Source organism: Cryobacterium sp. Sr3, from assembly GCF_004402835.1.
Classification (GTDB): Bacteria; Actinomycetota; Actinomycetes; order Actinomycetales; family Microbacteriaceae; genus Cryobacterium; species Cryobacterium sandaracinum.
On sequence record NZ_SOFA01000009.1, the window covers coordinates 69,850 to 85,931 of the forward strand.

General features: G+C 60.1%; 18 protein-coding genes. 8 read left to right on the top strand and 10 right to left on the bottom strand.

Annotated elements, in window-relative coordinates; genetic code table 11:
* Nucleotides 1-113 precede the first annotated feature (113 nt).
* Both E3N94_RS17430 and E3N94_RS03080 read right to left on the bottom strand, forming a co-directional pair.
* Nucleotides 114-236 (bottom strand): hypothetical protein, encoded by a 123-nt coding sequence (locus tag E3N94_RS17430; protein ID WP_277870376.1) that lies wholly within the window; start codon nucleotides 234-236, stop codon nucleotides 114-116.
* 44 nt (nucleotides 237-280) lie between these two features.
* The gene (locus E3N94_RS03080; protein WP_198411527.1) at nucleotides 281-745 is read right to left on the bottom strand and encodes a cytidine deaminase; all 465 of its coding nucleotides are present in this window, start codon (nucleotides 743-745) and stop codon (nucleotides 281-283) included.
* A gap of 225 nt (nucleotides 746-970) precedes the next feature.
* Between E3N94_RS03080 and E3N94_RS03085 the strand changes: the two genes are divergently transcribed.
* A complete protein-coding gene (locus E3N94_RS03085; protein ID WP_134569760.1) occupies nucleotides 971-1,438 on the top strand; it encodes a hypothetical protein in 468 nt (155 codons plus the stop codon).
* 224 nt (nucleotides 1,439-1,662) lie between these two features.
* Here E3N94_RS03085 and E3N94_RS03090 read toward each other — a convergent pair whose 3' ends face one another.
* The 4 genes from E3N94_RS03090 to E3N94_RS03105 form a co-directional block, all read right to left on the bottom strand.
* Nucleotides 1,663-2,211 (bottom strand): suppressor of fused domain protein, encoded by a 549-nt coding sequence (locus E3N94_RS03090; protein WP_166790044.1) that lies wholly within the window; start codon nucleotides 2,209-2,211, stop codon nucleotides 1,663-1,665.
* A gap of 379 nt (nucleotides 2,212-2,590) precedes the next feature.
* On the bottom strand, nucleotides 2,591-3,061 hold the full coding sequence (locus tag E3N94_RS03095) for an MFS transporter (RefSeq protein WP_134569762.1): 471 nt from the start codon (nucleotides 3,059-3,061) through the stop codon (nucleotides 2,591-2,593).
* A 798-nt stretch (nucleotides 3,062-3,859) separates the two neighbouring features.
* On the bottom strand, nucleotides 3,860-4,162 hold the full coding sequence (locus E3N94_RS16400; protein WP_166790045.1) for a transposase: 303 nt from the start codon (nucleotides 4,160-4,162) through the stop codon (nucleotides 3,860-3,862).
* A gap of 94 nt (nucleotides 4,163-4,256) precedes the next feature.
* Complete coding sequence (locus tag E3N94_RS03105) at nucleotides 4,257-4,832, bottom strand: glycerol-3-phosphate responsive antiterminator (protein WP_198416249.1); 576 nt, start codon at nucleotides 4,830-4,832, stop codon at nucleotides 4,257-4,259.
* A gap of 403 nt (nucleotides 4,833-5,235) precedes the next feature.
* On the opposite strand from E3N94_RS03105, the gene E3N94_RS03110 reads away from it, so the two are divergent.
* The 4 genes from E3N94_RS03110 to E3N94_RS03125 all read left to right on the top strand — a co-directional run bounded on the left by E3N94_RS03110 (nucleotide 5,236) and on the right by E3N94_RS03125 (nucleotide 10,434).
* The gene (locus E3N94_RS03110; RefSeq protein WP_241986135.1) at nucleotides 5,236-6,735 is read left to right on the top strand and encodes an FAD-binding oxidoreductase; all 1,500 of its coding nucleotides are present in this window, start codon (nucleotides 5,236-5,238) and stop codon (nucleotides 6,733-6,735) included.
* A gap of 100 nt (nucleotides 6,736-6,835) precedes the next feature.
* Complete coding sequence (locus E3N94_RS03115) at nucleotides 6,836-7,624, top strand: SDR family oxidoreductase (RefSeq protein WP_134569763.1); 789 nt, start codon at nucleotides 6,836-6,838, stop codon at nucleotides 7,622-7,624.
* Nucleotides 7,625-7,652: 28 nt separating this feature from the next.
* Complete coding sequence (locus tag E3N94_RS03120; protein WP_134420199.1) at nucleotides 7,653-9,110, top strand: FGGY-family carbohydrate kinase; 1,458 nt, start codon at nucleotides 7,653-7,655, stop codon at nucleotides 9,108-9,110.
* Nucleotides 9,103-10,434, top strand: a complete 1,332-nt coding sequence (locus tag E3N94_RS03125) for an MFS transporter (protein WP_134569764.1) — start codon at nucleotides 9,103-9,105, stop codon at nucleotides 10,432-10,434. The genes E3N94_RS03120 and E3N94_RS03125 overlap by 8 nt, the downstream gene beginning before the upstream one ends.
* Before the next feature lie 235 nt (nucleotides 10,435-10,669).
* On the opposite strand, the gene E3N94_RS03130 is transcribed toward E3N94_RS03125, so the two are convergent.
* Together E3N94_RS03130 and E3N94_RS03135 are read right to left on the bottom strand one after the other, a co-directional pair.
* On the bottom strand, nucleotides 10,670-10,936 hold the full coding sequence (locus E3N94_RS03130) for a transposase (protein WP_166790046.1): 267 nt from the start codon (nucleotides 10,934-10,936) through the stop codon (nucleotides 10,670-10,672).
* A 128-nt stretch (nucleotides 10,937-11,064) separates the two neighbouring features.
* On the bottom strand, nucleotides 11,065-11,715 hold the full coding sequence (locus tag E3N94_RS03135) for a TetR/AcrR family transcriptional regulator (protein WP_134569765.1): 651 nt from the start codon (nucleotides 11,713-11,715) through the stop codon (nucleotides 11,065-11,067).
* A 178-nt stretch (nucleotides 11,716-11,893) separates the two neighbouring features.
* Here E3N94_RS03135 and E3N94_RS03140 point away from each other — a divergent pair, with 178 nt between their 5' ends.
* Together E3N94_RS03140 and E3N94_RS03145 are read left to right on the top strand one after the other, a co-directional pair.
* On the top strand, nucleotides 11,894-12,610 hold the full coding sequence (locus E3N94_RS03140) for an alpha/beta fold hydrolase (RefSeq protein WP_241987046.1): 717 nt from the start codon (nucleotides 11,894-11,896) through the stop codon (nucleotides 12,608-12,610).
* The gene (locus E3N94_RS03145) at nucleotides 12,607-12,888 is read left to right on the top strand and encodes a DUF1905 domain-containing protein (RefSeq protein ID WP_134420828.1); all 282 of its coding nucleotides are present in this window, start codon (nucleotides 12,607-12,609) and stop codon (nucleotides 12,886-12,888) included. Before E3N94_RS03140 ends, E3N94_RS03145 begins: the two co-directional genes overlap by 4 nt.
* Before the next feature lie 109 nt (nucleotides 12,889-12,997).
* On the opposite strand, the gene E3N94_RS03150 is transcribed toward E3N94_RS03145, so the two are convergent.
* A complete protein-coding gene (locus E3N94_RS03150) occupies nucleotides 12,998-13,609 on the bottom strand; it encodes a TetR/AcrR family transcriptional regulator (protein ID WP_134420830.1) in 612 nt (203 codons plus the stop codon).
* 983 nt (nucleotides 13,610-14,592) lie between these two features.
* Here E3N94_RS03150 and E3N94_RS03155 point away from each other — a divergent pair.
* A complete protein-coding gene (locus E3N94_RS03155) occupies nucleotides 14,593-15,375 on the top strand; it encodes a hypothetical protein (RefSeq protein WP_134420832.1) in 783 nt (260 codons plus the stop codon).
* Nucleotides 15,376-15,444: 69 nt separating this feature from the next.
* On the opposite strand, the gene E3N94_RS03160 is transcribed toward E3N94_RS03155, so the two are convergent.
* Complete coding sequence (locus E3N94_RS03160; RefSeq protein WP_134420834.1) at nucleotides 15,445-15,843, bottom strand: hypothetical protein; 399 nt, start codon at nucleotides 15,841-15,843, stop codon at nucleotides 15,445-15,447.
* Nucleotides 15,844-16,082: the final 239 nt, after the last annotated feature.

Consider the following 16,082-nt stretch of genomic DNA (forward strand, 5'->3'; position numbering starts at 1 on the left):
ACCGAACCGCTCCATCGCTCGCCCCGGAGTGAGTCGAGGTAGCGTACCGGTTCGTTTACTGAAGGCTGGTAGAGGCTCCGGCTCAATGGGTCTTCGAAGGAGGCGATCTGTCTTCACAGCGTGCCATCGATCCCGCTGTCGTATCCGTGGTACTCGGTGTGGCAACCGGTGAGGGAGAGTGCAATCCCTGAGAACACCAAGAGAGCACCCCACTTGCGCCCGCGTGTCAGCATCACGTGGCAGCTTCTCACTATCGATCCCCATTCAATTCCGCTCGACGTTAGCGAAAACGCTCCTCGTCGAACAACTGAGTGCCGCCCTCCATGGTCCATGCTGCGGCAAACGGCATCAGTGTTTCAATGGTGGCGACGCGAACGCCCTCGGCGGTCGGTAGAAGCACCCTGATGCCCGGGTAGTAATCGAAAAGGACTTGCCTGTCACGCCCGCACGGGCCGACGACACCGCGCCCATGATTGCCAACAGCGACGATTGTCGTGATTTCTCGCCCGCCCTGTGCACGCGCCGCGCCAAGTGCAACCAGCTCGGCGCACGGACCGCCGGTGAAATGAAACAGATTCACCCCAGCGAACATGCGGCCGTCCGCTTCTCGAACTGCCGCGCCCATAGTGTGTGCACCATCTTCGTCGGGCCCGGCATCCGTGTTCGCGTCGATGGTTTCTCTTGCGAGCTCAACGAGCTCAAGGTCTTCGGCCGTCGGCACCGCGAGTTCAACGTTGGGGAGCATGAGTGCAATCCTACGGATTGGACCGGATGCACCTCCTGCATGCCTTACTCGCAAGGCGGAGGGTCAGCGGGCGGTGCTGCCCTGCTCCTACCTGAGCGGTGAGCCGTGCACGGCCGCGTCGGCTGTGCCTCCCGCCCGGGAGCGTGGGCCAGCGAAGCAGTGACAACGGCGTATCCTGCGCGCTACGCTGCAGGCACGGCGGGGCCGAGTGCATTGGGGGATGGTGTGAAGGTTCTGGGTGCCGTCGCGGCCGGGCTGATGGCCTTGGGTGTCGCCGCGCTTCTCGTCGTGTTCGCCCTGGAAAACCGGGTCACCGAAGCCCTCGAGGCGCAGGCCACGCAGCTGGCTGTCCCCGCCGACTGGGAGCAGGTGAACGACACGGTTCGCCGCGAACAGTTCCTGTGTATGAGCACGAACCCGTGCCCGAGCATCTCCCGGCGGTGGGTGACGGACACCCCCGTTAGCGTCCACGACTTGGAGCGCATGGCGACGGGCGCGGGCCTCAGATTCTCGGTGGAGGGCACCTGCCAGCGGCCGCCGACGGCGTTCTCCGAAACGGGGGTTTGCACCTTGTACGGTGTCCGCAGTGAGAACCACTACCAGGTCTGGGTGAGCGACCGTCCGCAGGAGCCCCAGCAGGTGTCACTGGAAGTGCGTCCGAACCGCCCCTACCTCACTCAACCTCAGGGGTGAGGGTGTCCACCCTGTCCCGGAGGGTGGCGACTTCGGTGCGGAGCTGGTGCAGCTCGTAGGCCCTGTCGTCGAACCCTCTACCGGAACGCCGGTGAGGTCGCTTCTACGACGCCACCGACGGAACCTCCTAGAAGCTGTCAGACGCAGCGCCTGGCACGGGCCACCGCCACCTTGATGAACCTTCGGCAAATCGTGCTGTGCAAGCGCAGCAATGGCCTCTGGACTCAGATCACCGAGGGTCGCATCAGGTTAAAGACATCTGGCTGGGCCTCGAGGAGCCGGGCGTTCAAGGCCTGGACCCCATTCAGCTCGGCAAACAGAAATTCTTGATCGGAAACGGGGACCATCATGAGCCACGTGATGACCAGGTCGTCCGACTCCAGGTCCTCAATGTCGTTCCAGAGAAAAGGCAATACAAACAGTGCGTGTGGCACTGAAACGGCTTGATCAAATCCCGACATCACGTCAGGGAAGATCGTGTCTGGCCAAATTGAATGCTTGCCGGAGGCGATATTGAGTGCGCTTCCGATCAAACCGCTTTGGATCACTTTCCAATTGGTTCCAGCCGCAGCCAGGAGTTCTACCCCGAGGTTTTTCCCGCCACCGGTTGAGAGGTTCGTGTACTGACTCATTCCGATAGTGGCGTAGGAGGTCACGCCGAACTGGGGGATGTTATCGCATTCGATCAGGTTAAGCGACGGCAGGCCTTCCTCCCCTCCCGGAGAGAGCAGGATCTTGGGCTCGACAGAAGGCGCAACGCCGAAAGCGGTCATGGTGTGACGCGTGATCTGTCTGGCTGTGAACATGGCTCTCAGAATTCCGCGAGGTTCGTGCGCGGCGCGGCGAGGCGAGGCGCGGTTCGTCTTCTTGGTGTCCGCCGCAACACCGTGCGGTTGTGGTCCAAGAAGATTCCCGGACGGAGCCTACTTAGGCAACTCGACCGGCTGCGGCCAAACGTGGACGTACCATATCCTCAATTGACGTCACCGTCTGTGACCACTTCGATCCAGTTGGCTCACGCCGAACAGAATTTCGCATCGACGAGACCACTCGGAGTTCGAGCAAACGGTGTGTGAGACCGGATGCTCAGCGAGGATCTAAGGGAACGTCCTACGGGCACTCGCCATCGCGGTGCTGGGGTTCTCGTTTCATCTACGCCGATTGCAATTGATCCGCGACGGCCGCGGCTTTGGAGTTTCTGAGCAGCGGCACGGAGGCGGCCATCACGAGGATGAGGGCCATTCCGCCGCCGATGATGAATCCAAGACGGGACTCTACGGCGTCCATGGCTAACCCCACCATGACGGCGGCAACGGCGGCACCAGCGTTGACTGCCGTGTTGATCCAGCTAGATGCCTCGGTGCGCACCTCTGCAGCGGTGAGGTCGTCCGCGAGTAAGTAGCCGGTCACGAGCGACGGGGCCAGGAAGAAGCCCACCGCAGCGAGTCCGAAGCCGAGGGCCGCGACAAACTCAATTGTCGTGAGGAGTGCGCACAGCGCGGTCATGACTGTGACCGAGATGAGTAGTCGTTTTACGAGCGAGCTCCTCCAGATTCGCTGGCCGTAGAGCAGGCCTCCGACTGCGCTTCCGGCGGCGAAAGAGGCGAGAAGGAAACCGGCCACGCCGACCGATCCCTGTCTGTCGGCGATTGCGGGTGCGACCACCTCCACGGTCCCGAGTATGACTCCCACGCCGAGTAGCGCGATCAACACTGCGACGAACCCGCTCTGTCGTAACGGCCGTGAACTCTTCCGGGGGGAAGCGGTGACGGCAACGTGCTGTCGCGACACCGAGCTGCTTGTCATGCCGAGGGTTCCGGCCAGCGCCACCGTGGCTGTAGCGAGAAGTCCGACCGTCGGCGATGCCGCACTGAGAATGGCCGCCGCGATCAATGGCCCCGTCGTGAACAGTAATTCCTCACAGACCGCATCGATCTGTACGCCTTCGTCCGCAGTGCTCCCGACGCTGTCAGCGAACCCCAGAGCACACGCATCGCGGCACCGAGCGGTGGAGGGAACAATCCGACAATGGCCGCGAGCCCAACGAGCGCCCCTGACGAAGGGTCGGGCTGGGCTGTCAGCGCAGCAATGCCGCCGAGACCGGCAGCGAAGGCCATGGCTAGCGAGTTGAGTGCGAACCGCTGTCCGCGTCGGTCGACGAATCGTGCGCGGTACGGGGAAGCGATCACGTTCGCGAGCCCGAAAGCGCCCGTAGCCGCGCCGGCGGCCGCGAAAGAATCCGTGCTTCGCTGCACCGCGAAGAGCAGCACTAAGGTCACCATGGCGAACGAGAGTCGCCCGACGAGCGCGGGGACAAAGACCCTCAGTGCGCCGGTCGTGCGCAGTACCTCGAGGTAGCCGCTACTCATGTTCGCGGGGCTGCGTCGTGGTTCACGACCTCGAACAACGTGAGGGTGGCACTCATGCGGATGCCTTCTGGTGTGGCGGAGGGCATCGCTTCATCGTGGATAAGTTTCCCGATCTCGCGTGACATGTCGCGGATACGTAGTCGACGGGGCTGACCTGGCCGAGGGAGGTGTGTCGGCGGCGCCGGTTGTAGCGGTCCTCGATCCAGGCGCCGACCTCTTTGGATGCCTTGTTTTTGCTGGGCCAGGCGACGCCGAGCTCTCGGGCCACGGTCGACACGGGCCGACCGGTGTTGATCACCAGCTTGACGGCCTCGTCTTTGAGTTCAGAAGTGAACTCGCGGCGTGTGTTTCCCATGATGAACATTCTCTCGTGTGAGGTGTCCACCAACCGGGGTCAAGGCCAGTGTTGACTGTCTTGACCATCAACGGACGCAATGTGGCGCCTAATATTACATCAGCCACACGCCTCGATTGGATGAGGCGATGGCGGTGGCGCCTGCACCCAACGCTCCCATCACGTCATCCTTGTCACAGACCAATCCGCCCGCGATCAGCGGAAGCTCGGTCTCGTCACGCACCCATGAGATCACTCGGGGCATGCATCCGGGCAAGATCATAATTGCATCCGGTTCGGAGATCTTCACCTGCTTGGATACGTTGTTGTAGCTGAACGAATCGACCAGGAACAGTCGATGTATCGCTAGGAGACCGGCGGTCTTTGCCGCTTTCACCATGATGGATTTTGAACTCAGGACTCCGTCAGCTTGTGTGTGCGCTTTCAGGAAATCGACGGTGACTGGCTTGCTAGAAAAGCCATCAAGCAAGTCCACATCAACGAAGACCATTTTTCCCGCGCTCTTCAAGGACGCCACGATGCTGTGAATTGTCATCACGGACCCAAAAAGCACAAAAACAACGGGACAAGGGGCGCGTAGGACCGACCTCAATCCGTCTTCGTCCTTGATGCTTGCGATCACGGGGTGAAGTGATAGAACCTCGTCGATCAGGGTCGATCCGTCGGCCAAGCGATGATCTCTAGCGGGTGATGCTCGCACGATTTCATCCCTTGTTAAAGACCCGCCGTAGCAAGATCACCCACATGGCGAGATCACCCGTCGGACGCACCTGATTTGGACACAGTGAACCCTAGTATGCCCGATTAATAGGCTAAATATGATGCCGACCGGTGGCAGGCGGTGGCGCTACTTTTCAGGCCCGTGCGCCGCAAGACTCCAGTTGCACGATCGTCACCGGGCCTGCAGAGGGTTCTTGTTCGAGACAGAACTGTCCGTGCTAGTCTTTCCAAGACCTCATAACTTAATACTCGTTCCAGGCCTGGCCCGGGACTGTTGCTTAAAACCTAGAGAACAGCGACCCCCTCATGTGAGGGGATCGCTGTTTTTTTTGTATCCCCGAAGAGGTGGAACTTTGCTCGACACCAGCAAACAGGAACAACCAGAACGAATGGAACCGATCGCATTGATGAGTCTTACCCGTGAACAAATTGTTAGTGCCTACGTTGACATCCTCGGCAGCGAGCGAGTGATAACCGACGAGCAGACGCTGAAGGACAACAGTTCGGACCGGTACTACAAGGTAGAGAACATCTTCGGCATCTACGCCCTGCCACTTCCCGCAGCGTTGGTGAAGCCTGGTACCCCGCTCGAGGTGGCGCAGGTTTTGAAGTTCGCGAACGAAAATGGAATCAACGTTGTGCCGAAGACCGGTGGCTCCGCAACCGAGGGCGGTCTTGAGACGGTCGTCGAAAATTCGATCGTTGTGGATGGTTCGGGCATGAACCAGATTCTCACCATCGACACCACCAACATGCTCGCCACCGTCCAATGTGGTGTCTGTCTCGAAGACCTCGAAAACGAGCTTCGCGAGATCGGATACACCACAGGGCATTCGCCACAGTCCAAGCCGCTGGCACAGTATGGGGGGTTGGTCGCAACCCGCTCGATCGGGCAATTCTCCACTCTCTACGGCGGAATCGAAGACATGCTCGTTGGTGTCGAAACGGTCTTCCCGAACGGCGAAATCTGCCGCATCAAGAACGTGCCCCGTCGAGCGGCTGGGCCCGACATCCGCCACCTTGTAATTGGCAACGAGGGGGCGCTCAACTTCATCACCGAAGTGACCGTTAAGATTTTCCGTTACTACCCGGAGAACAACAAGTTCTACGGCTACCTGCTGAACGATATGAAGACCGGCCTTGAGATTCTTCGGGAGGTCATCACTCAGGGCTACCGTCCGTCCGTTGCGCGACTCTACGACAAAGAAGATGGGCTGTACCACTTCAAGCACTTCTCGGACGGTCGCTGCGTACTCATCTTCGTTGCCGAAGGACCCAAGCCCCTCGCTGACGCAACGGGAGCCGCAATCGAAGAGATCGTCTCCACCTTCGGTTCCGCGGATCGAGTCGAAGACAAGCTCATTGAAGACTGGTTCGACAACCTCAACTGGGATGTCTCGAAGATCGAAGAAGAACGTGTTGAGATTCGCGAAACTTTGATCAATGGCTTCACCACGGAGATCTCGGGCAACTGGAGTGTCATTCATGACATCTATACCAATGCGCTTGCCCGCATCCGGAACGAGATCTCGGCGGAGTTCAGCCTGCTCGGTGGCCACTCCAGCCACAGCTATCTCAACGGAACCAATTTGTACTTCGTCTACTACTACAAGATTGACGTGGATCCCACAGAAGAACGCGCCACGTACCACGACCCGATCCAGAACATCATCGTCGAGGAGACCCTGAAACTGGGCGGTTCGATGTGCCACCACCACGGCGTCGGGAAGCACCGCACGCACTTCCTGGCCGAGGAATACGGCTCCTCGCTGTACATGCTTGAAACGCTCAAGGCCGCGTTCGACCCGAACGGGATCATGAACCGCGGAACCATCTTCCCGCTCAAGAAGTAACGCTCCTCCTCCCGGCGCGGGTGCGCCAGGACGCACACAGTGACTATGACTCCTGGCGTACCCGCTCATACCAATATCGAAAAAGAAATTGAGAAAACGCATGACTGACGTCAAAATTTCGGACTTCCAGATGGACTTCTTCTCCATCAAGGGCAAGAACGCCATCGTCACCGGCGGCAACACCGGACTCGGACAGGCATTCTCGCTCGCCCTGGCCAAGGCAGGCGCGAATGTGTTCGCCGTCAGCATCATGCCCGACGACGGGGAAACCGGGTCGCTGGTCGATGCGGCCGGCGCGAAGTACGCCTATCTAATGTCGGATATCACGGTCGAGGGAAACCCCAAGAGAGTCGTCGAGGCCTGCATCGAGGAATTCGGCAGCATCGATATCCTTGTGAACTGCGCCGGTCGCAGCATCAATGAGTCCGATGTCACCAAGTACACGCGCAAGCAGTGGGACCCTATGGTTGCTCTCAACCTCACTGCGGCCTTCGAGATGTCGCACGAATGCGCCAAATACATGATCCCGCAGGGCAGCGGCAAGATAATCAACATCTGCTCGGTGTTTACCTTCCTCGGTGGCCAGTGGTCACCCGCGTACGCCGCCACTAAGCACGGCATCGCCGGATTCACCAAGGCGTACTGCGACGAGCTGGCGCAGTTCGGAATTCAGGTGAACGGCATCGCCCCCGGCTACTACGCCACCGAGCTCACGTCTGCAACCCGCGCCAACGCTGACACCAACCAGCGCGTTCTCGACCATATCCCGGCTAACCGGTGGGGTCAGACACAAGACCTCATGGGGGCAACAGTGTTCCTCGCAAGCCGCGCTTCCGACTACGTGAACGGGCACATCCTGAGCGTCGACGGGGGTTACTTGGTGCGCTAAGCGCCGGTAAATAACGATGAATCTAACAATGACAAAGAAGTACATTCTTGGGATCGACGGCGGCTCGCAAAGTTCGAAGGTCGTCATCTTTGACACCAAAGGACGAGTTGTGTGCGAGGCCAGCCAGGCCTTGGAGCCCCTTCACACACCCGAGCCGGGCGTTGTAGAACATCCACACGACGACCTCTACGACTCCATCGTTGCGGCTGCGTCCCGTGTAATGGAGGCGTTCCAAGGCGATCCAGCAGACATCATCGGGGTCGGCCTGTGCACCATTCGGTGTTGTCGAGCCTTGACCCGCGCGGACGGCACTCTCGTCGAGCCCGTCCAGAGCTGGATGGACCGACGCCTCGCCAAACCGTACGAAAAGACCAACGATGATGTCGTCTACGTCACGACGACGTCGGGCTACCTCATGGGGCGGCTCACCGGCCAGCTCACTGACACCGTCGCCAACTACATCGGTCCATGGCCAATGGACGTTGAGGCATGGGACTGGTTCAGTGACAAGGAAACCTTCGACTCCTACAACGTGAACCTGGACATGTTGTACCAGCTCCAAATGCCCGGCGACATCGGCGGCTACGTGAATGCACAGTTTGCGGCCATCACTGGAATCCCGCAGGGCCTCCCAGTGGTGCACACCGCAAACGACAAAGCCGCCGAAGCTCTCGGAGCCGGGCTCCGGGACGAGACGACGGGCCTGGTATCCCTCGGCACGTACATCACGGGGATGATCGTCGGCAAAGAATACGTTGCTGAACCGAATACCTACTTCTCCAATTTTGCGTCAGAACCGCACCGGTACATCTATGAGTGCGGCGGTATTCGCCGCGGCATGTGGACCGTTTCGTGGCTCCGCAACCTGCTCGGTAAAGAGGTAATTGAGGCCGCAGCGGCGGCCGGAGTGAGCGGAGATGAATATCTCAACTCACTGGCGTCTACCGTTGCGGCGGGTAGCGACGGTCTGATGTGCGTCCTCGATTGGCTCGCGCCTCCCACGCAGCCTCACAAAAAGGGAATGTTCCTCGGATTCGATGAGCGTCACAGCTACGCCCATATGTACCGCGCCATCCTCGAAGGCATCGCCTTCACCATGAAGCAAAACATGGTGGGCATGGAAGAAGAGCGACGCGCCAGCATCGGGACGCTCGTTGTGTCGGGAGGTGGTTCCTTCAGCGACCTTTGCATGCAGATCTTTGCCGATGTTTTTGGCATTCCTGCGGTGCGTAATGAAGTGCGCAACGCCGCCGGCCTCGGCGCCGCCATCTGTGTCGCCGTGGCCTGCAGCGTGTACCCGACCTTCGATGACGCCTCAAGCCACATGGTGCATCGCGAGGACTGCTTCGCGCCCAACCCCCAAAACGTTGACCTCTACGCCCAACTACGTGCGGTTCACGCCGAAATTGCTGCGCAGAACGACGCCATCCTCCAACGCACACACCGCATCCTCCTCGATCACAAAGGAACATTTGTAGATGCCTAAGCCCGGTCAATCAAAGAAGATTTTCCAACTCGTCCTCCTAATTTTGGCGGGAGGTTCCATCTACCCGTTGGTCTACCTGCGACAGAACTTCGAAGCGACCATCCTCGAGGTCTTCGAGATGTCCAACGCCGAGTTGGCGACTCTCTACTCGATGCTCGGCATCATCTTCGTGGTTGGCTATCTCCCCAGCGGGTGGTTGGCTGACAAATTCTCAACGAAGTACATGATCACTTTCTCACTGACACTCACAGCGGCAGCGGGATTGTTTTACGCCCAAATCCCGGACAAGTCGACGTTGGTCTTTATCTTCCTCGTCTGGGGCTTTGCCTCGGTGTTCACGTTCTGGAGCTCGCTGTTGAAAGCCGTGAATCTGCTCGCCGACAAGAACGAGGAAGGCAGATTCTTTGGAGCCCTTGATGGAGGGCGCGGAGTAGTTGAGGCGGCCCTGGCCACCGTGGCGGTTGCCATCTTCGCTGCGTTTGTTGGCGACGGCCCGTCAAATATCGCCCAGACTGAGGCAGGATTCCAGGCGGTCGTGTACATGTACTGTGCTGTCCTCATCGTGCTCGCTGTAGTCCTCTTCTTCGTGCTCTCAAGTGAAGAGAAAAAGATGGCCGGGACGACTAGTGACGAGTCGGTCGAATCGACCTTTGCTGCCGTCCGTCGAATCCTTAAAATCCGTGAAGTATGGGTTCTGATGTTCGCCCTATTCTGCGGATACACACTATTCTGGGCCTACTACTACTTCTCTGGATATCTGACCACCAACCACGCGGTGACCCCAGTTGCTGCCGGCGTAGTGACCGTCGTAGTGATGTGGATGCGCCCCATCGGTGGCTTCGGAGGCGGGTACCTCGCCGACAAACTCGGCAAGTCTCGAGTGCTGTCGGCGGCCATGTTGATTTCTGCGCTGGGGCTTATTGGTTTGGCAATTATGCCCGGTGGTTCGGCCATTGGCCTGGTGTACGTGCTGGTCGTGTTGGTAGGTCTGTTCGTGTACGTCATCCGCGGTGTCTACTGGTCTTTGCTTGAAGACTGCCGTGTTCCCGTGGCGGCGACCGGAATTGCGATTGGGCTCATCTCATTGGTCGGTTACCTTCCAGACATCTTCCTGCCACAGATCAGCGCGGCAATCTACACCGCCTATGGTGATGACGTGGCTGGCGCCAATAACTTCTACTTCCTGATCACTGCTGGCATCGGCCTGGTAGGTGCGGCTGCTGCAGCGTACTTTGCCATTTTGGTCAAGAGGCGCAAGGTCGCAGAGGCTGCGCTAGCCGAGGCTGAGCAGGGCACTGTTCCGACTATCCCGGTTAGAACCTAAACCTCGATTCACCGATCAGTGCGGGGTGCAGGTTGGCCCCGGATCTCCTGTCATCGCCCGGACCGTTGCTCGGCCCTGACCTGATGCTTGGCCCGGGCCGAGCATCAGGTCAGGGCCTCCCACAGTGAACCGTCCCGGGTTTATGCCGCCGTTTTGTTGGCGGCTCCGTCTCTTAACGGGCCGGCTTCGACACACGAAGGTTACGTGGCCTTGCCCCCGGTTAGTAGACACGGGGTTATGCGGCTTTAGCGAAGACCGCGTTCTGGTTTGAGTATTGCAGCTCGAAGTCGACGGGGCTGACCTGGCCGAGGGAGGTGTGTCGGCGGCGCCGGTTGTAGCGGTCCTCGATCCAGGCGCCGACCTCTTTGGATGCCTTGTTTTTGCTGGGCCAGGCGACGCCGAGCTCTCGGGCCACGGTCGACACGGGCCGACCGGTGTTGATCACCAGCTTGACGGCCTCGTCTTTGAGTTCAGAAGTGAACTCGCGGCGTGTGTTTCCCATGATGAACATTCTCTCGTGTGAGGTGTCCACCAACCGGGGTCAAGGCCAGCGAGTCGCGAAGCTAAGCGGCGGTATCGCGTTGGCGCATTGTGGCCGGTCTTGCGTGTTCCCAGTCTTCCTCGTCAGTCTCAGCGCAGATCGTCGAGACCGGTATCGTTGGCGTAGGCGGTGAGAAATACGCGCGTGGCCTCCGCTGCATGGGCCCTCATTGCGGTGGTCGTCGGGAGGGCCTCGTCGCCCAAAAGCATGGCTTTGTTGACCAGCGCGGCGAGTACCAGCCAATTCAAGGTCGTGGCTGCTACTGCTGGGCTCGGTGCGCTCAGGAGTCCGCGCTGTACGAGCTTGGAGATGACGATGGCCATCGATTGGATCGATCGTTGGGGACCGTTTTCGAATAGGGCCCGGGCTAGTTCGGGGAAGCGGCTGACCTCTCCGATCACTAGGCGTCGTAGGCGGAGCAGCCTCGGTGTCATGACGATTCGCATCTCGTCCATGGCGTATTGCATGAAGTAGGGCGCGAGATCTGCTTCGTCGTCCGGAATGCTGTCGAGTTCGTCGAGATTGTCGCTGGCCCCCGCGGTCATCGTGGTGACGAGCTCAACGAAGAGGACCTCTTTGCTTCCAAAATGCTTGTACACGGTCTGCTTGGACACACCGGATCGCTCTGCAAGCTCATCCATGCTGGTGCCGAGATAGCCATCGCGGAGAAAAAGTGTTTCCGCGGCCTCGAGAATGGCACGGTGCTTGCGCGCCGAACTCGATCCGAATGATTCGCTCATGGCGTCCTCGCATTTCGGGGTTTGAGTTTCTGGACTAATGAGTCTAGTTTAGAACGCAGAGGAACTGATCAGTCCAGTCTAGTTTGACTCCGTCGAAATGAGGATGTCCATGTCCAGCCTTGTGACAACCGCTCTGCACGACCGTGTCGCCTACGATCTTCGCGGATCCGGTCCTTCGGTGATCTTCGTCGCCGGCGCCGGTCCGTGGCGCGATATCGACCCGGTCACTACTTCGACCGCGGAACTCCTCGCCGACAAGGGCTTAACTAGCATTGTCTACGATCGAGTGGGCCGAGGGGACAGCCGCGCAGACGGGCCGATCACCCTTCACCGCGAATTGGCCGCCATCTCTGCACTGGTAGACGCGGCAGGTGGTAGCGCCCTGCTCTGCGGGCACTCATCCGGATGTTCACTCGCGCTGTTGGCCGCGACGAAGAGGATCTCCTTGACCGGTCTCGCCCTCTGGGAAGCGCCCCTCGCCCCACCGGACAGCGGTGCCAAAGAGCTGGCGAATGACCTCCGCGAACTTCTCGCCGCAGGACAGCGGGAGCGCGCCCTCGACCTCTACATGCACGACATGCCGCCCGAGATCCTCGAGATCGTGAAATCGATCCCGGCAATGATTACTCAGGCCGACAGTCTGCAGCCTGACGCCGACTCGCTCGCCTGGGCGGAATCGGCACCGCACTCACAGTTGTTCGAACGCATACAGGTGCCAGTGCTGGCAATGGTAGGCACGAAGAGCTACGACGAAGTGATGGTGCCCGCTGCAGAGTCCATTGCCTCCGCCATTCCCGATGCGAAGTGGGTGCGGGTGCCCGGCGCCGACCACGAGTGGGAGCCCCTCGCGATGGCCGACATACTCGCCGAATTCAGCCGAGGAACAGCTCGATGACCGCCCAGCGAGCTGAGCTCCACTTCTCGAGCCCGTTGGCCCATCCAGCGATGCCCGCCTCGTGGACAGTGGTGGCAGTTCCCAAGTCAAAAACCTTCTTTGGCACCGGACGCACGATCAAGGTCGACGGAACGATCGATGGTCATCCGTTCGCCGCAACACTCATGCCCGACGGGCAGGGCGGCCACTTCCTCTCCCTCAACGCCGCCCTGCGAAATGCTGTCGGCAAGCGGATCGGTGACATCGTCGACGTGCATCTGGCTGAACGAACGAAATAGACAGCGAAAATCTCGCATCACACCGATACGTCGCGCAGCACGCGGATCCTCGCTGAATCGCAAACGATCGTTTGTACGACATGCCCAGAAGTGGAGGAGCGCGTGTCACTTACCCTGTAAACCTGTTGGGATGCTTTACGCCGAGTGTTTTGAGGGCGCGTGTGAGCATTTCTTCGATTCGTTCGGGGAGGTCTGCGCGTTCCGTGAGTCGATTGGAGATTTCCTGCACGCCGTAGAAGTACGCGACCAGGTGCCACGCCTCCTGGTCATGGTCCAGGCCGGCAGGTATCTCTTCGGCGGCCTCGGCCTCGCGAAGTAGCAGCCCGATGCGCGCGACCCAGCCGACATACGGTGTTGGCAGGGTGGCTGGGATCAGTTGGTACTCCCGCATCAGTCGCACTGCGGCCCGCACGCGAACGTCGTTTTGGAAGGCGTCGGCCACGCCCCGGATCGAGGCGACGATCGCTTCCATCCCGTGAACGGGCGGGGCATCGTCGAGCACGTTGGCGAATGGTGCTCGGGAAAACGCGGAACCTATGAGGTCCAGGGCGATATCCGACTTGGCGCTGAAGTGGTACTGAACCTGGCCCTTTCCAGTCGCTGCCGCATCGGCGATGAGGCCAATCGAAGCACCTGCGTAACCACGGTCGGCGAATTCAACCGCAGCGGCGGCCAGAATGCGCTCGCGCATCTCCGCCGACCGAGAATCGTTGCGTGCCAATCGTGCCTCCAGAGATTAACCAAAGTCCGAGCCTGACCCGCTGTGGTGTTGACTCCGTGAACGAGGCCACATCCAGACGGCATCCGCGAGCAGTGCTGTACAAGCGTAGCCATCACCTCCCAAAAGCCAGCCCGAAAGTACTGTACGATCGTACAAGTCCCGGCGAGATTAACATCTCGATGCAATGTGGGGATACCGGGGGGTCCGGGACTATGGCTTCCCCAGTCAGATTGATCTCTGACTGGGGCCGCCAACCCGACTGCGTCACGGTCAGAGCGAAGAAGGCGTCAGATGACTGCACCGCTGCAGTTGCGCCGCCGCTTCGAACGGCACGCGTCTCGGAGCTGCAGCCGGCCGGTTCGGGGGAGCCGCGAAAAAGCCCCGGCTTCGCTGCACCCGGGGGAGGTGAGGAAGCTGCCGGGGCCAATCCTTGTGGAGTGGGGGGACTCCGTCACCAAGGGTATGAAGGATCGGCTAAATACCGGCTGGGCGAGCCCGCGTGTCGATGAATAACTATCGGACCGACTAGCCGCCCAGAAGAGACCACGCTCAGCTGGAGGTGCTGCCCGAACGATCGAGTGGACGAACGCGCATGAAGGAACCTGCCTCGATATTTCGGCCTACGCATCGGACAACACGACGGTGATTGGCGTCTTCAGGATCGGATCCGGCAGACCCTTCGCCCCCTAAACGCAGAGAAATGTCATACGGGACGAGGGGACGGACGGCAATAGTTTCCGTCGGCGCTGAGAGGGGATACGAGTCGCGCAGGATGGATGTCCATTGGCGTGGTTAAGCTCTGACTGGAGCGGGGAGGCCGCCCGGTGAGGACCGATCATGACAACCGTCCATGAGCTATTCCGACACGCCGGCGTGCGCTACGATGGCGCTGTCTCCTGGGGAGAGGAGGTGCCGCTCGCGGGCCCTGGGGTGTACGTCGTGTCCACGAGCGCGAACCGTAATGACAATGCAGGGCTGACTGCGTGCCCCTGGATTTAGCCGCGGTCAATTCACTTCTCGAGGTTCGTCCGGAGACGACCATCGACGGCGATCAAGCCGATGCTCAGCAGGTCGGCAATCGCCTCAACGCTATGTGGCCCGCCGGGGAGCCTGTGGTTTACATCGGGTTAGCCGGAACGAGCACTCACCAGCGGGTGGGCCAGTTCTACGAGACTGCCATCGGCGCGCGGGGTCCTCATGCAGGAGGCTGGCCGGTCCAAATGCTCGACACCGCTCGACTCTGGGTTCATTACGGGCCTGCCGATGCCCCTGCTGTCGCCGAAGCTGCGATGGTGGATCGCTTTGTAGAGGGTCTGGCGGGCGACGTCCGTCGCTCTTTGATCGACCCGGCGACGCCGGTGCCATTCGCGAACCTGACCTTCCCGACAGGCCGTCGCAAGATTCACGGTTTTCGCGGTGTCAAGGCACCGAGGAACGTGTCAGAAAGCCGAGGCGGCCCTACAGGCACGGAAGGCGCCGCCGTCGTCACTGGTTTCGGTCGAACTCAGGGTCTAACAGACGCCGACCTGGCCGCGGGTCAGATCCGTATCCCCCGAGAGTCGAAGCAGCTCTTCCCCGAATCGAAGTTTGAGATCAAGGTTGAACTGGGTGGCGAGATGTACCCGGCGTCGTGGGACCCGCGCGAAGGCGGAGACAAAGAGCGCTCAGGTGTCATCCGTGTCGGACGAGAGGTGCTCACGCGGCACATGTCTGCCAGTGGGTCGCGGATCGTCGAGGATACGGGCCGCGGCTATCGATTCTTATGAACGAACCCTCACCGGTGGCTAATCGCTGTGGGAATGGAGCGTCCGCAAGCCGAACCCTCTGCGGCACGCTCATAGGAATTTGGCGTTTCGTGGGCGGTGCGTGAGCGTAGCTTGGGTGTCACGTTTCTCGGAAAGGCGTCGCGCCTCCATGGCGATCTGAGACGGCAGCCAAGCGCCATAGGCGAACTCTGTCCTCTTCCGCGAGGTGAACTGAACCACCGGACGAGCACGAATGATAGCTTCCTGCTTTTGGACTCCGTCGAGGCTCATCTCGAAGTCCCACGCGCACCGACCGTAGCGCTCCAGCGTGAACGGAAGAGTAGGTGCGTTCGCGTGATCAGGGGCATCGAAGAGCGAATCAATGCCCCCACCACCGTGCGATGCCGTGAAGTGAGTATCCAGGCCGTTACCTCGATCAATCTGCCAGTACGCGGCCATGATCTGCGTGGTTTGGTTGCCGGTGTTCACGACTTCGAGGCTGAAGCCGGCAATCCGCCGTCCTGGCACCGTGCTCCGTTCCCCAGTCCACTGCTCACCGGATATCGAGACCACTGGACGATCCCAGCGCCAAGCGCGAAATGCTGTCCAGTGTTAACGCCGACTGAAAACAGGGCCACTTCTGCCAGGCGAGTTCTAGGGCGAATTCCAGCGGTCGTCGCAACACTGGTTGGTTAGCTGGATTCTAGTTCGTCGACGAGGAGCTCGGC